This window comes from Klebsiella sp. 54, assembly GCF_018223875.1.
Lineage (GTDB): Bacteria > Pseudomonadota > Gammaproteobacteria > Enterobacterales > Enterobacteriaceae > Klebsiella > Klebsiella quasipneumoniae.
Genome location: NZ_JAGRRA010000015.1, coordinates 1 through 12928, shown reverse-complemented (window position 1 = coordinate 12928; position 12928 = coordinate 1). Strand labels below are relative to the sequence as shown.

Sequence of the window (12928 nt, the reverse complement as noted above, 5' to 3'; positions counted from 1 at the left end):
GGGCTGAAAAGGCGGGAGGCAGGGACGGTATGGGGAAAGGGGCCGATGCCTGGTGAAACAGTCGTCGGCCGGAAGGTATGGTAATAGCAATGTCTCTATTTCTCAAAGCATCTATAAGACTTCGCGTTACCAAAAGCGAGCTGCGTAATTAAAATGCTTCATCTGATGTTCATCAACATATGAGCTAGTTTCATCGGTGACTACAGGATTTGTGGAGACGGTGTTACCTGAGATATATAACGGGATGCCTGCCTTATTTTTACCTGTGTAAATCCCAGCGTGATCTCCTGGCTTTTTGCCGTTAGACTGGGCGGGATAATCTACTCTTAAAACAATATCGCCAACGGCAATGTCGGAAATATTTATTATTTTTCCGTGCGCTAATGACTCCTGATAGAATTTCGCTACGCTGGCGGTTTTAGGCAGGCCGGGAATACCAGCCTGACAGCTACACCAGTAGACGAAAGCCATACACCATGGCGAGCCGGAGGGGCTACCCACGTAGTCGAGATAGGTATTTACCATCGGGCCAGAGTTGCTGTTAAGTGGTTCCTCTTTAACATTAAGCTGACTTCTTGCTGCGTTTATTAAGTCATTACCATTAGGCATGTTCTTATCCTCATGAGGTAGATTGTTAAATTGTGGATGGCAGAGAATGATTTTTTCGAGTTTCGCTCCTTATCTGGCTGAACTTTTCTGTTTTTATCTTTGAAGTATTTATTTGTTCTTGAAGTATCTATTTAATTTTGTAAGGGGAAGGCTTGTCTGATAAGCGGAAGTAATATCTCGCCTGATTTTTTTGTAATTATGCCAATCAAAATTAATAAGAAATTGATAAGCGGTTTCTGCGCCAAGTCTAAACAATTTAAGTTTGTTGGCATCGCACATACTGAAGTCTAACCAGCCAATGTCTCCAGTGTCTATGAATGATACTAGCTTATTGTAATCAGGGTTTTTTTTAATGAAATCGTAATTCATGGCATGTCTGGCGGTGTTGAACGATTGAGCAAATATATCAAGGGTGCTATTAATTTCATGACTGTGATCGTCAAGTTGCAGTTTGACACCAAATGTGGGTCTTGCTGGAATTTTTGTGGGGTTGTGAAAAACATCAATCGGAAAGTTTGACATGATGCCGCCATCAACAAAACAAGCGATAGGTGGCGGAAATCGAGTGGCTAATCTGCTTTGAAAACTAATGCCGGTATATTTTTGCCATTTCAATTGTAGATTATTATCCATATGAGGTATTTTTACCGTGTAGGGCTGAAAAACAAAAGGGATAGACATAGAGCAGCGGCAGAACACCGCGGGATTTACATCGTTCGGTTTTTCCCAGTATAGTTCTGCCATGACAGGAAGTTCAACTTTATATTCGGTGGCTAAATCTGCTGTTATCAGGCATAAATAGTCATGATTTACATCCAGTTCATCAAGGGATTGTTTACCTTCAAGTTGGGATGGTTTATCAATGCTGGTGCTTCTAAGCTTCCATCCGTATGGAGTCGTCGCCATTCTTTTTCTAAGATCGTTGACTGTATAAATATTAAAAGATGATAGCTGTTTTTTAAGCCAGGACTCAAATTCATCGCCTCTATTCAGTCCTTGCATTATTTTTAAGTTGTCCGTTGTCGTAAGAAACCTTAAAAATGCACTAAAATATTTAAACCCTGACTTGTTTTTAGAGTTCATTAAGCCTGTGGCAGTATCCATAAATTTCTTTGGGTCATAATCTCCGTCCTTTTTCCCATCAATAAATGTATTTATTGGCATGTTGGCGATCATATCTATTAGGCGTTCGCTTTTTTCTTTTTCAGGTACATCTATTGCAGATAATAACAAGGCGGCAATTGAACCGGCTGACGTGCCTGCGATACCAATGAATCTTATCCCTGCTTGCTCTAAAATATATATGTAACCTACAAGGGCTAATCCGAGGACGCCGCCACCCTCCATTACCAGATCAACGTATTGATGGCCATTTTCATCAATAGTGTCACTGAATTCTTTATTGGACAGGGCGGTGGCTTTATTTTTTATTTCTTCAACTACTTTTAGGTACCTATTCACGGATAATGACATTTTAATTTCCTTAGCAACGGATCTGATCATTGTTGATCATAAAAGGGAATTTATTGGCCGTTATCAGAAGACCTCTTTTTTACTCAAAGAGAAAATTGAGAAAATGCTGTGAACAATTTTTAACGGCCGTCTCGTCAACTACAGAAAAGTATAACGGAGGAAACAGAGACACCACTCATTCATATGAATGAGTGACGTAAAAAACTCGCCGTGCGGGCAGGGGGAAGAGAGACGGGCCCGCTCCGCGTTAGCCCGCACGCGGAGCGGGGGCGATTAGGTCGCGGGGCTTTCGCGGGTGGCCCGCGCCAGCGGGTTGCTGTCCAGCTCCAGCTGGTCGCGCAGCGCCCAGCCGCGCAGCTTGCCGGGGTTAAGCAATCCTGCCGGGTCGAGAGATTGTTTAACCGCCACCACGTCAGGGCGGATAACCCCCTGTTTGCCGTCCTCAACCTGCAGTACGTGGGGATTGTTAATTTTGACGTCGTTATCGCGAAATATCTGCATGATCGCGTTGAGACGTTCGGGCGTGGTATAGCGCACCAGCTGCAGACCGCTGGCGGTAAGGTTGCCTTCGATATCGCGCAGAAATTCAATATGGGACATTACCTCCCCGGCGAAATGCTGCTCCATCTGTAAAATTTGCTGCGGATAGCGCAGCGGATCAAACGCCGTCTGTAGATAGGTCAGCGTATTGTCCACCTTGAGCGCATGCAGGGTGGTGTGGTTCCAGCAGTATTCCATTAACGAGGCGTTTTGCGTCCGGGCCTCGTCGCTGGTCTGACGGATGGCGTTGCTCCCGCGATGGCGCGGTAACAGACTGGCGCAGAGTCCTTCGCTCTCCTCGGCGATCAGGCTGATAACCGCATGCTGGCCGGCGCGGTAACGATCGTTCAGGTGGCTAAAATAATCGGCGATCGGCGTGGCCAGCAGCGCCACCTGGCGCTTCACCAGTCCCGGGGAGCGGACGCAGGCGTTGGCATAGTTCAGCGCATCGGCGAAATCGTCAAACACGTCCAGGCGTTCTATCCACTGGTGCGCGGGAGCCAGCGCCAGCTCAACCTCGAGAATGATGCCGTTGGTGCCGTAGGCGTGATGCAGCAGCAGCGCTTCGGGAGCCGGGACGGTCAGTACGCGAGGGACCGGCTCGACGGTCATCACTTTGACGCTGAGCACATTGCCGGGCGCCGCCAGCGGCCCATAGTTGATGGAGCCGATGCCGCCGAACCCGCCGCCGTAGAGGCCGCCCAGGCTCGCCAGGCGATAGGTCGACGGCATACAGCGCAGCTCCCAGCCCGTCGGGCGGGCGGCGGTTTCGATGTCCGCCAGGCGAATGCCGGCCTGGGCTCTCACCGTGCCGTTGCCGAGAGCGACGATCTGGTTGAGCCCGGTCATATCCACCAGCATCCCGCCTTCGAGGGGGACCAGTTGGCCGTAGTTGCCGGTGGCGCTTCCGCGCAGGGTCAGCGGCAGCTGGTGCTGCGCGCAGGAGGCGACCAGTTGCCGCAGCTCCTCTTCATCGCGCGGGCGAACCACCGCGTCCGCCTGTTTTCCCGCCAGCTGCTCGGTGAGTACCGGACTGAACCAGTGAAAATCGCGGGAAAGCCGTTTGAGTTTCGCCGGCTGCAGGGTCCACTCCAGCGCCGGGAGTGCCTGCTGGATCGCCGCTATCGCTTGTTGACGCTGTTCATCAGTCATCATTCTTTTTCCTGTTCGTCAGCAGAACATTAATGAGATTGCACGGCTTCGCTTTCATGCCAGGCGCTGAGCGCCCGACGCGAGACCCAGGACATCACGCCGAACAGCGCAATCCCGGCGAGAGAGATCAGCAGCAGCGCGGCAAACATCAGCGGGATATCCAGCTGATAGCCGGCCTGCAGGATCTGATAGGCCAGCCCGGTATTGGTCCCGCCAGTGCCGGCGACAAACTCCGCTACCACCGCGCCAATCAGCGACAGCCCGCTGGAAATACGCAGCGCGCCGAAGAAATAGGGCAGCGCCGAGGGGATACGCAGTCGCACCAGCGTTTGCCAGCGGCTGGCGTGATTGAGGCGGAAATAGCTCAGCAGGCCGGGAGAGACGCTGCGCAGTCCCTGGGTGGTATTGGAGATGATGGGGAAGACCGCCATCAGGGTGGCGCACACCACCAGCGAGAGGGTGGCGTCCTTCACCCAGATGATGATCAGCGGGGCGATGGCGACGATCGGCGTCACCTGCAAAAACACGATGTAGGGAAACAGGGCGGTTTCCACAAACCGGTTCTGCACCAGGATAAACGCCACGGCGGCGCCGATGACAATCGACAGCAGAAACGAGATCAGGGTGATCTTAAGGGTAAACAGCAGCGCCAGCAGCAGCGGCGTGAGATGCGTCCACAGGCTGTCCAGCATCACCAGTGGCGACGGCACCAGAAAGGCCGGGATGCGGAAATAGCTTACCGCGCCCTGCCACAGGAGCACCACCGCCACCGCGACGAGGGTCGGATAGAGAATTTTGAGAAAACGCGGATGCTGGATCCACGGCGTTGCGGTTGTGGTTTTCATATTATGGCTCCATACCAGACTGGCTGGCCTGCAACAGACTGTCCTGCAGCTGACGGGCATACAGGGAAAAGGCCGGACTGACGCGGAACGCCTCGCTGCGCGGGAACGGCTCCCGGATGGCGATATCTTCCACCACCCGTCCGGGACGGGCCGCCATCATGATCACCCGCTGCGAGAGAAACACCGCTTCGTGGATCGAGTGGGTGACGAAGACCACCGTCAGGTTCTGCTCCTGCCACAGACGCAGCAGATCGCTGTCGAGCTTGTTGCGCGTAATTTCATCCAGCGCGCCGAAGGGCTCATCCATCAGCAGCAGCTTTGGCCGGGTGACCAGGCCGCGGGCGATGGAGACGCGCATTTGCATGCCGCCGGAGAGTTCGCGCGGCAGGACGTCGGCGAATTTGCCCAGCCCCACCAGTTCAAGGACTTCACTCACCCGGGTATTACCTTCCGCGCGCGGCACGCCGGCCAGATCCAGCGGCAGCCTGACGTTATTGCGCACGCTGCTCCACGGCATCAGGGTGGCTTCCTGGAAGACGAACGAGAGCGGATGCTGGGCCTTTTCCCGGCTGTCGCGCCGCCACAGCATCAGCTTGCCGTCGCTGGGCTCCACCAGGCCGGCGACCATCTTCAGCAGCGTACTTTTACCGCAGCCGGACGGACCGAGCAGGGTAATGAACTCCCCCTGATTGATGGTCAGGTTGACGGGCAGCAGCGCCCGGGTGCCGTTGCTGTAGATCTTCTCCGCCGACAGCACCTCAATGGCCGGCGTGGCGGAGGTGGGCGTAAAGCGGGTGTCGCTCATCACGGTCAGTTTCGGGGCGGTATTCATGGCATCACTCCGGCGTCTTTGACCATATCCAGGGTGTAAGTCTGCTCAAACGGCACCTTGCTGGCGTCGATCAGTTTGTTTTTCACCAGCATGTCCCAGGTTTTCTTCAGCCGCGGCTCGGTGATGATGCCGATACCGCCGGTCTTAGCATCGCCGCCGGTCACCAGCTGGTAGTGCTTCATCTGGGCAATGCCAAAGGCGATCTGCTCGGCGCCCATTTGTGGATTCGCTTTGCCGATCAGGTTGTTTCCGGGGGTGGGATTCTGCAGGTAGCTTTTCCAGCCCTCCATGGAGGCTTTGACGAAGGCCGCCACCGCCGCCGGACGTTTGCGGATGGTGTCCGCCATACAGATGATCGAGTTGCCGTAGGGCGGGTAGCCCCAGTCGCTGAGCGGATAGACATAGAACGGCTGCCCGCCTTTGGCGACGGAGAACGGCTCGGAGGTGACGTAGCCCTGCTGCACCAGATTTTTATCGGCGAGGAACGGCTGGACGTTAAAGGTATAGGGGCGCACTTTGCTGCCAGCCAGACCCAGCTCGCTCTTCGCCCACGGCCAGAAGGAGGTATAGGCCTCGGTGGCGAGCAGGAAGGTTTTGTCTTTAAGCTCAGCCGGGTTGCTTACTTTGTCATGGGTGATAAACACCGTCGGCGAGTGCTGGAACACGGTGGCGACGGTTACCGCATGCACCCCCGCCTGCCAGGTCTCCAGCGCCTGGCCGTTGTCGCCAAGGGTGCAGTCCGCCTGACCGGCCGCCATCAGCTGCATAACGTTGATCTGCGGGCCGCCCATTTTAATTTCGACATCGAGACCGGCGTGTTGGTACAGCCCGGTGGCCTGGGCCTGGTAAAACCCGCCGTGCTCCGCCTGGGCATACCAGTTGGTGAGAAACGTAAACTTCTCCGCCGCGAAGGAGGAGGCTGAGGTCGCGAGGGCGGCCACGGTCAGCAGGGTAAAAACGGGCGTCGATCTGGTATTCATCAGGGCTCCTTGGAATCAGCAGCGATAGAGGGGGGGAGGGACTGGACAAAGCCGTGCCAGTGCTGTTTGCCCCAGGTCGGTTCGCGACGTTCGACCCAGGCCATGCGGTGGATCTCGATGATTGCCTGCGCCCAGCTGGCGGCGAGGGAGTCGAGCAGCCCTTCGCCTTGCTCCCGCGTCGCCGGGGTCGGGTCGCCAATCACCCCGCTGGGGCCAAAGTCATACGCTGCCCATGCCGCCGCCGGGCGGCCTTTCGACAGGGTCGGGCAGGGGAATTCCGGCGGGAAGTTGGCGACCGCCCGCTCCATATGAACGCACTCCGGCGCCAGCGCCAGCATCAGCGCCGTTTCGCTATGGCCGGCGTGCATCGCCATCCGCTGTTCATGCGGGCTGAGAAACTGTTTTTCGCAGTTGGGCACGTTGAACACATCGTGCGGGATGGCGATGAAATCCCCGTGGCGCAGGCGCATTTCCCGGCAGGCGATCTGCAGGATCTGCGGCTGGCCGCCGTGGCCGTTGATCATCAGCAGCTTGCGAAAACCGGCCCGATAGAGAGATTCGGCGATCTCCAGCAGGGTATGCAGCAGCGTATCGCCGCTGAGGGTCAGGGTGCCGGGAAAATGCAGATGCTCCTCTGACTTACCGTAGACGATCGGCGGGATGGCGTAGGCCGGGATCGCCGCCGGTAGCCTGGCGAGGGCATGGCCCGCCACGCCGGAAGATATCACGCTGTCCACCGAGCAGGGCAGATGCGGGCCATGCTGTTCGATCGCCCCGGTGGGGAGGACGATAACCGTATTGCTTTTATCCGGCAGGGCGGCCACGTCCGTCCAGCTCAGGAAAGGGAGAAAGCGCGCTGCAGGAATGTAACCGTTAATCATCGCGGTGCCTCGAGTGAATTGGCTGGGGTAACCAGACGGTTGCTTCGACTTCAATCAATACCGTGGCGTCGGGCAGCATTTCGCTGACCTGCACCACGGTGGAAACGGGCGGTTGGTCGGGATAAAACAGCTTCCTGACCCGGCTGTAATAGGGAAAATGGTCAAGGTTGCGAAAGTACTGCACCAGCTTGATAACGTCGCTCATCTGCCCTCCCGCGGACTCCACGGTGCGGCGGATGCTTTCCAGGACGTACCAGCTCTGGGCGAGGATCGGCCCCTGTTTCGCATCGGTTGAAAATTCGCCGGTCGCCCCCAGCAGCTCCCGCACCGGCTCAGGCACATCCTGAAAGCCATTGACGATGGTGCCGGTCAGGGGATTGACCGGAATAATGCCGGAGAGAAAGATAAAATCGCCGGCTCTGCGCCAGGCGGCATACCGCGCCAGCGGCGCCCCCGCGCCTGCTTCAAGACTCATGTGCCATCTCCTCCTGCCACACTCGCCGGTGGGTTAACCTGCCGTGGTTAACCACCAGACGGGCGGCGCTGTTTAAAGGCCAGGTAAAGCGGTCGCTACCCGGGAAAATCACCACGCTGGCCGCCGCCCCGACGGCAAAGGGCACCGCGTCTGCCGGCGAACTGGTTAGCGCCGCGCGATCGCAGATCAGCCGCGACTGCCGGTCGAACGGGTCGCTAAGCTGGGCGCTGAACAGGCCGCAGGCCAGGGTGTCCAGCGGGTCGTAGCTTCCCGCCGGACAAAAAGCGTCCTGCACGTTGTCGCACCCAAGCAGGGTGGCCACGCCGGCGGCCTGCGCCTCGTGCAGCAGGGTGATCCCCCGCTGGCGCGGCGTGCGGCCGAACGTCGCATCCTGCAGCAGCAGGTTGGTCATCGGCAGGGCGATAAGGGTGACGCCGTGCGCCGCCAGCTGACGCAGGATTTGCGCCGCCTGCGCGTCGCTGCCGGCGGCCAGCGCGCAGCCGTGGCTGCAGCAGATATGTCCGGGGAAAGGGTGGCGGGAGAGATGATCCGCCAGCCAGGTCAGCCCCTGAGACACCTCGCTGAGCTCCTCATCGATATGCAAATCCAGATCCAGTTTCCAGCGGGCTGCGCTATGCAGCAGGTTTGCCATGGCGGCGGCGTCCCAGTTGGAGGAGTGGATGAAGCCGCCCAGCAGGCAGCGCTCCCCGCTGTTGGCGACCGCACGGGCAATGGCCTCGGCATCCGCCGGATCCTCAAACAGAGGCAGCGGGACCAGCGCCACCCGCTCCAGGGTGATGCCGCCGGTATCGAGGCGGGCGATCTCCTGCCAGGCGTCCGGCGCGTCGGTGGTAAACCAGTCGATATGGCTGCGCAAATGGGTCACGCCATTCGCTGCCGCCCGGGCCAGCGCGGCGGACGCCCGACGTTGAATATCCGCCCCGGTCCAGTGTCGGCGATCCTCATGCATGGCGTGGATCGCCGGCAGCAGCCCGGCCTGCGCCGGACGGCAGCGTTCAATGGTAAAGGTTTTATCCAGATGGGCATGGGGTTCCACCAGACCGGGGAGCGTCAACGCCCCCGCCAGATCCCACAGGCCGGGAGCCGGCTGGTCGGTTGGGGTCAATGCGGCGATCCGGCCATCGCGAAAGGCCAGGTCCGCCAGCAGCGGTTCACCGTTGGCCTGCGTCGGCCAGCCGTCGGGCAGCGCCCAGGCCGGGAGTCGGGCGCGGCTGATACCGGTGAGCGGCGCGCAAGAGGAGGAGAATGTCATCGTCAGTCTCCTCACAGATCCAAAACCAGACCCGGTGATTTCGCCCGCGAACAGCAGAGCGTGATCTGGTCGTTGCCAGCTTTCTCTTCCGCCGTCAGCACGCTGTCCCGGTGCTCGGGGATCCCGTCGAGGACCCCGGTAATACATGACCCGCACATTCCCTGTTCGCAGGAGAGCATGACCTCCACCCCGGCGTGCTGTAATACCTGAGCAATGGTTTGATCCGCGGCGACCTGCAGACGCTGCCCGCTGGAGGCCAGCTCAATATAAAAAGCGTTTTTCGCCGCAGTATTATTTTCCGCCGCGGGAGTGAAGCGCTCGAATACAAATTGCGACGGCGACCAGCGATATTCATCCATGACCGACCGCAGTCGCTGAATAAAGCCCTCCGGGCCGCAGGCCACCACCGCGGTATCAGGATCGGGCGCGGTTAAGCATGGGGGGATCTGCTGGCGAAACGACTCGCCTTCCTCGCTGCAGTGAATCGCCACCGTGCCGCTCGCGGCCAGCTGAGCCAGGCGCGGGGAGAAGGCGGTCTGGCGCGAGCTGGCGACATAATAATGCAGCTCCAGCTCTCCCTTTCTGGCGGCAATCGCGTCAGCCATCGCCAGCAACGGCGTGATGCCGATACCGCCGGCAAACAGCAGGTAGCGCCCGGCTTGCGGCAGGGGGAAATGGTTGCGCGGCTGCGAAATGGAGAGCCGATCGCCGGCTTTGAGCTGCTGGTGCAAATAGCGTGAGCCGCCGGTGGAAGCGTCCGCCAGCCTGACGCAAACTTCATAGCGATTTCCGCGGTCAGGCATGCCGCACAGGGAATATTGCCGCGGGCCAACGCCGGGAATAATAATATCGATATGCGCCCCGGCGGAGTAGGCCGGTAATATTTCCCCGGCCGCTGCCTGCAATATTAAAGACAGATTTCCCTCTCCGTTAGGCCGTATTTCCCCGACCGAGACCGAAATAAAATCGTGGCTGTGCATTACCGTTTACTCTCCCTCATTCCGCTGTCTGCAGGGCGGCCAGGGTCGGCGAAGAGATAACTCCCCTTCGCGGTGAACTGTCCGGCGTGCAAGAAAATGGGTGAAACGATCGTTTCTCCGCTATGAATGCTACGGTATTGTGATAAAACTGTTGCGTCCAGAGCTTTGATTCGCACAACCCGTTGCAAAAAAGAGAGCACCCAAACGATGTTTGCCTTCTCCCGATTTCTGCTCTATTTCACTGAAGTGGCCCGTCAGGGGTCGTTTCGTAAAGCGTCAGAGGCGCTGCATGTCTCTGCGTCCTCTATCGACCGTCAGATTTTGCGTGTGGAACAGGAGCTGGCGATGCCGCTCTTCGAGCGCCATCCCACCGGGCTGCGGCTGACCGCCGCCGGGGAGCTGCTGCTGCATGCGGCCAATAACTGGAAAAAGGACTTTACCCGGGTCTGTGAGCAGCTGGATGACCTGCGCGGACTGCGGCGCGGGCATGTGCGCATCGCCACCATCGATGCCATTAACCGGCATTTCTTTTCGACGATGCTCAAAGAGGTGCATAAACATTATCCCAACATCTCTTTTACATTGACCACCATCAACAATATCCACATCCAGCAGGCGCTGATCTCCGGCGAGGCGGATTTCGGCATCATGCTCAATCCGCAGACCTCCCGTGAACTGCAGGTAAGGGCGTTTGCCGAAATGAATATGGGGATCGTGGTGCCGACCGGCCATCCGCTGGCCAGCCGCAGCGCTGTGCGCTTTAGCCAGTGCATCGACTACCCGTTTATCCTGCCCTCCGCCCCATTGATGATCAGCGAACCTGTAGAGGCGCTGGTGAACATCAGCGGCAACGAGGTGAAGGAGGTGGCAGTGTCGAATAACATCCACATGATCCGCACCCTGATTAAAGAGCAGATGGGTATCGGCATACTGTGCCGGCTGGATATTCTCGATGAGATTGAGTCCGGCCAGCTGGCGTTTGTGCCGCTTACCGATCCGCAGCTTAAGCCTTTCACGCTGGCGCTGTGCGTCTCGCCCGCCCGCCAGCTTTCACTTGCCGCCTCGATGATGTTGAACCAGCTGGAGATGCTCTTCAGCCAGCTGTGAGAGACCGGCAGGCACTAAAATCATTCATTAGCGCACCATAATGGTGCGTTTTTTGTGTGCATGAATCAAAGGTTGCATGCCCCAGGGCGGCGGCGCAGGCGATTTTGCGCGGCCGCGCGCGGGCGATAAAATCTGGCATTGTTTTTGTATAGCTAAGTGTGAGTAGAAGCGGTCAGTACGGGTTATCCATACGGGACATTGCTCAGTCACCATGTCGCGGTTCAATGTTGACCGGGATGGGAGGCTGAGCCACATTCGCTCGCTCCCCCTCCCGGCGTAAAGAGGAGAGGGATAATGAAAACAGGCGCACGCCTTCCCCGGGGTTTACGCTGGCTGGGCCTGATGGCCCTCGGCGGTGTCTCGCTGGCCGTTCAGGCCGAGGAGAAAATCGTTCTGCTGACCTCCTGGTACGCTCAGGCGGAGCAGGGGGGGTATTATCAGGCTCAGGCCACTGGGCTGTATAAAAAATATGGTCTCGACGTCGAGATCCGCTCCGGTGGCCCCCAGGTCAACGGCATGCAGTTGCTGTTGTCGAAGCGGGCCGATGTGATCATCGGTTACGATCTGCAGCTACTGGAAGGCATTCAGCGCGGCTTCCAGGCGAAAGCCATTGCCGCGCCCTTTCAGTACGATCCCCAGGGGCTGCTGACCCATGCCGATGTCACCTCCCTGCAGGGGCTGAAAGATAAAACCATTCTGGTCTCCAGCTCCGGTCAGGCGACATGGTGGCCGTGGCTGAAGGCGCAATACCAGCTGAGCGACGCTCAGGTTCGCCCCTATACCTTCAATATTCAACCCTTTGTCGTCGACGACGCTGTCGCCCAGCAGGCCTATGTCAGCTCCGAGGTGTTCCAGGTGCAGAAGGCCGGGGTGAAGGCGAACTTCTTCCTCTTTTCTGAGCATGGTTACCCTCCCTATGGCGGCATTCTTATCGCCCGCCCGGCCACCATCGCCGAGCGTAAAGCGGCGATGGCGAAGTTTGTCCGCGCCTCAATGGAGGGCTGGGTGAGCTATCTCAAGGATCCGGCGCCGGGCAATGCGCTGATTAAGCAGGACAATCCGAAAATGACCGACGATCTGCTCGCCTGGGGCGTGACCCAGATCCGTGAGCATCATCTGATCGACGGCGGTGATGCCGTCAGCCAGGGCTGGGGGACGATGACCGACGCGCGCTGGCAGAAGACCCGCGATTTTATGGTCAGCGCCGGTCTGCTGGCGGCGGCCACCGACTGGAAACAGGCCTACACCACCGAATTTGTTCAGGCCATGCAGGTTAAACCCTGAGGAGCGACGCCATGTCATTAATGATTAAAAATGCCCATGCCATCCTCAGCGGTCTGCCCGGAGAGGCGGCGCGGCTGGCCGGGCCAGATATTCGCATCCGCGACGGCAAGATTGCGGCCATCGGCAGCCTGACGCCGCTGCCGGAAGAGCGACAGATCGATGCCCGCGACTGTGTGATCTATCCGGCATGGGTGAACACGCACCACCATCTTTTTCAGTCGCTGCTGAAGGGCGAGCCGCAGGGGCTGAACCAGAGCCTGACGGCCTGGCTGAGCGCCACGCCGTACCGCTTTCGCGCGGCTTTCGATGAGCATACTTTTCGTCTGGCGGTGCGCATTGGCCTGGTGGAGCTTCTGCGCTCGGGCTGCGCCAGCGTGGCGGATCACAACTACCTGTACTGGCCAGATATGCCTTTCGATACCTCGGAGATTGTCTTCAGCGAAGGGGAAGCGCTGGGGATGCGCATCGTTCTGTGCCGGGGTGGGGCGACCCAGGGG

General features: G+C 58.2%; 13 protein-coding genes. 3 read left to right on the top strand and 10 right to left on the bottom strand.

Annotated elements, in window-relative coordinates:
- Nucleotides 1-126: 126 nt before the first annotated feature.
- The 10 genes from KHQ24_RS22780 to KHQ24_RS22735 form a co-directional block, all read right to left on the bottom strand.
- The gene (locus tag KHQ24_RS22780) at nt 127-609 is read right to left on the bottom strand and encodes a hypothetical protein (protein ID WP_004202969.1); all 483 of its coding nucleotides are present in this window, start codon (nt 607-609) and stop codon (nt 127-129) included.
- A 108-nt stretch (nt 610-717) separates the two neighbouring features.
- A complete protein-coding gene (locus KHQ24_RS22775) occupies nt 718-2082 on the bottom strand; it encodes a patatin-like phospholipase family protein (RefSeq protein WP_211777488.1) in 1365 nt (454 codons plus the stop codon).
- Between the two features lie 273 nt (nt 2083-2355).
- Nucleotides 2356-3777 carry an FAD-binding oxidoreductase gene (locus KHQ24_RS22770; protein ID WP_205437121.1) on the bottom strand — a complete coding sequence of 474 codons (1422 nt, stop codon included), beginning with the start codon at nt 3775-3777 and terminating at the stop codon, nt 2356-2358.
- Between the two features lie 26 nt (nt 3778-3803).
- Entirely contained in the window at nt 3804-4619 is an 816-nt protein-coding gene (locus KHQ24_RS22765) for an ABC transporter permease (RefSeq protein WP_004202964.1), read from the bottom strand.
- A 1-nt stretch (nt 4620) separates the two neighbouring features.
- Nucleotides 4621-5451 carry an ABC transporter ATP-binding protein gene (locus tag KHQ24_RS22760; RefSeq protein WP_017899561.1) on the bottom strand — a complete coding sequence of 277 codons (831 nt, stop codon included), beginning with the start codon at nt 5449-5451 and terminating at the stop codon, nt 4621-4623.
- Nucleotides 5448-6431: an ABC transporter substrate-binding protein gene (locus KHQ24_RS22755; RefSeq protein WP_017899560.1), complete on the bottom strand. Its 984-nt coding sequence runs from the start codon at nt 6429-6431 to the stop codon at nt 5448-5450. Before KHQ24_RS22755 ends, KHQ24_RS22760 begins: the two co-directional genes overlap by 4 nt.
- A complete protein-coding gene (locus KHQ24_RS22750) occupies nt 6431-7312 on the bottom strand; it encodes a creatininase family protein (RefSeq protein WP_017899559.1) in 882 nt (293 codons plus the stop codon). Before KHQ24_RS22750 ends, KHQ24_RS22755 begins: the two co-directional genes overlap by 1 nt.
- Nucleotides 7305-7787 (bottom strand): RidA family protein, encoded by a 483-nt coding sequence (locus KHQ24_RS22745; RefSeq protein WP_004202959.1) that lies wholly within the window; start codon nt 7785-7787, stop codon nt 7305-7307. The genes KHQ24_RS22750 and KHQ24_RS22745 overlap by 8 nt, the downstream gene beginning before the upstream one ends.
- The gene (locus KHQ24_RS22740) at nt 7777-9060 is read right to left on the bottom strand and encodes an amidohydrolase family protein (protein WP_211777487.1); all 1284 of its coding nucleotides are present in this window, start codon (nt 9058-9060) and stop codon (nt 7777-7779) included. Before KHQ24_RS22740 ends, KHQ24_RS22745 begins: the two co-directional genes overlap by 11 nt.
- Before the next feature lie 11 nt (nt 9061-9071).
- Complete coding sequence (locus tag KHQ24_RS22735; protein ID WP_004202954.1) at nt 9072-10040, bottom strand: PDR/VanB family oxidoreductase; 969 nt, start codon at nt 10038-10040, stop codon at nt 9072-9074.
- A 207-nt stretch (nt 10041-10247) separates the two neighbouring features.
- On the opposite strand from KHQ24_RS22735, the gene KHQ24_RS22730 reads away from it, so the two are divergent.
- The 3 genes from KHQ24_RS22730 to KHQ24_RS22720 all read left to right on the top strand — a co-directional run.
- The gene (locus tag KHQ24_RS22730; RefSeq protein ID WP_004202952.1) at nt 10248-11147 is read left to right on the top strand and encodes a LysR family transcriptional regulator; all 900 of its coding nucleotides are present in this window, start codon (nt 10248-10250) and stop codon (nt 11145-11147) included.
- Nucleotides 11148-11441: 294 nt separating this feature from the next.
- Nucleotides 11442-12431, top strand: a complete 990-nt coding sequence (locus KHQ24_RS22725; protein WP_160124718.1) for an ABC transporter substrate-binding protein — start codon at nt 11442-11444, stop codon at nt 12429-12431.
- Between the two features lie 11 nt (nt 12432-12442).
- Nucleotides 12443-12928, top strand: a 486-nt coding sequence (locus KHQ24_RS22720; protein WP_139816063.1) for an amidohydrolase family protein, incomplete at its 3' end; no start/stop codon positions are given.

Coding starts and splice junctions, on each gene's coding strand:
- KHQ24_RS22735 (WP_004202954.1), bottom strand. CDS start 10,040: ATGCACAGCCACGATTTTATTTCGGTCTCGGTCGGGGAAATACGGCCT.
- KHQ24_RS22755 (WP_017899560.1), bottom strand. CDS start 6,431: ATGAATACCAGATCGACGCCCGTTTTTACCCTGCTGACCGTGGCCGCC.
- KHQ24_RS22780 (WP_004202969.1), bottom strand. CDS start 609: ATGCCTAATGGTAATGACTTAATAAACGCAGCAAGAAGTCAGCTTAAT.
- KHQ24_RS22750 (WP_017899559.1), bottom strand. CDS start 7,312: ATGATTAACGGTTACATTCCTGCAGCGCGCTTTCTCCCTTTCCTGAGC.
- KHQ24_RS22760 (WP_017899561.1), bottom strand. CDS start 5,451: ATGAATACCGCCCCGAAACTGACCGTGATGAGCGACACCCGCTTTACG.
- KHQ24_RS22745 (WP_004202959.1), bottom strand. CDS start 7,787: ATGAGTCTTGAAGCAGGCGCGGGGGCGCCGCTGGCGCGGTATGCCGCC.
- KHQ24_RS22730 (WP_004202952.1), top strand. CDS start 10,248: ATGTTTGCCTTCTCCCGATTTCTGCTCTATTTCACTGAAGTGGCCCGT.
- KHQ24_RS22740 (WP_211777487.1), bottom strand. CDS start 9,060: ATGACATTCTCCTCCTCTTGCGCGCCGCTCACCGGTATCAGCCGCGCC.
- KHQ24_RS22770 (WP_205437121.1), bottom strand. CDS start 3,777: ATGATGACTGATGAACAGCGTCAACAAGCGATAGCGGCGATCCAGCAG.
- KHQ24_RS22765 (WP_004202964.1), bottom strand. CDS start 4,619: ATGAAAACCACAACCGCAACGCCGTGGATCCAGCATCCGCGTTTTCTC.
- KHQ24_RS22725 (WP_160124718.1), top strand. CDS start 11,442: ATGAAAACAGGCGCACGCCTTCCCCGGGGTTTACGCTGGCTGGGCCTG.
- KHQ24_RS22775 (WP_211777488.1), bottom strand. CDS start 2,082: ATGTCATTATCCGTGAATAGGTACCTAAAAGTAGTTGAAGAAATAAAA.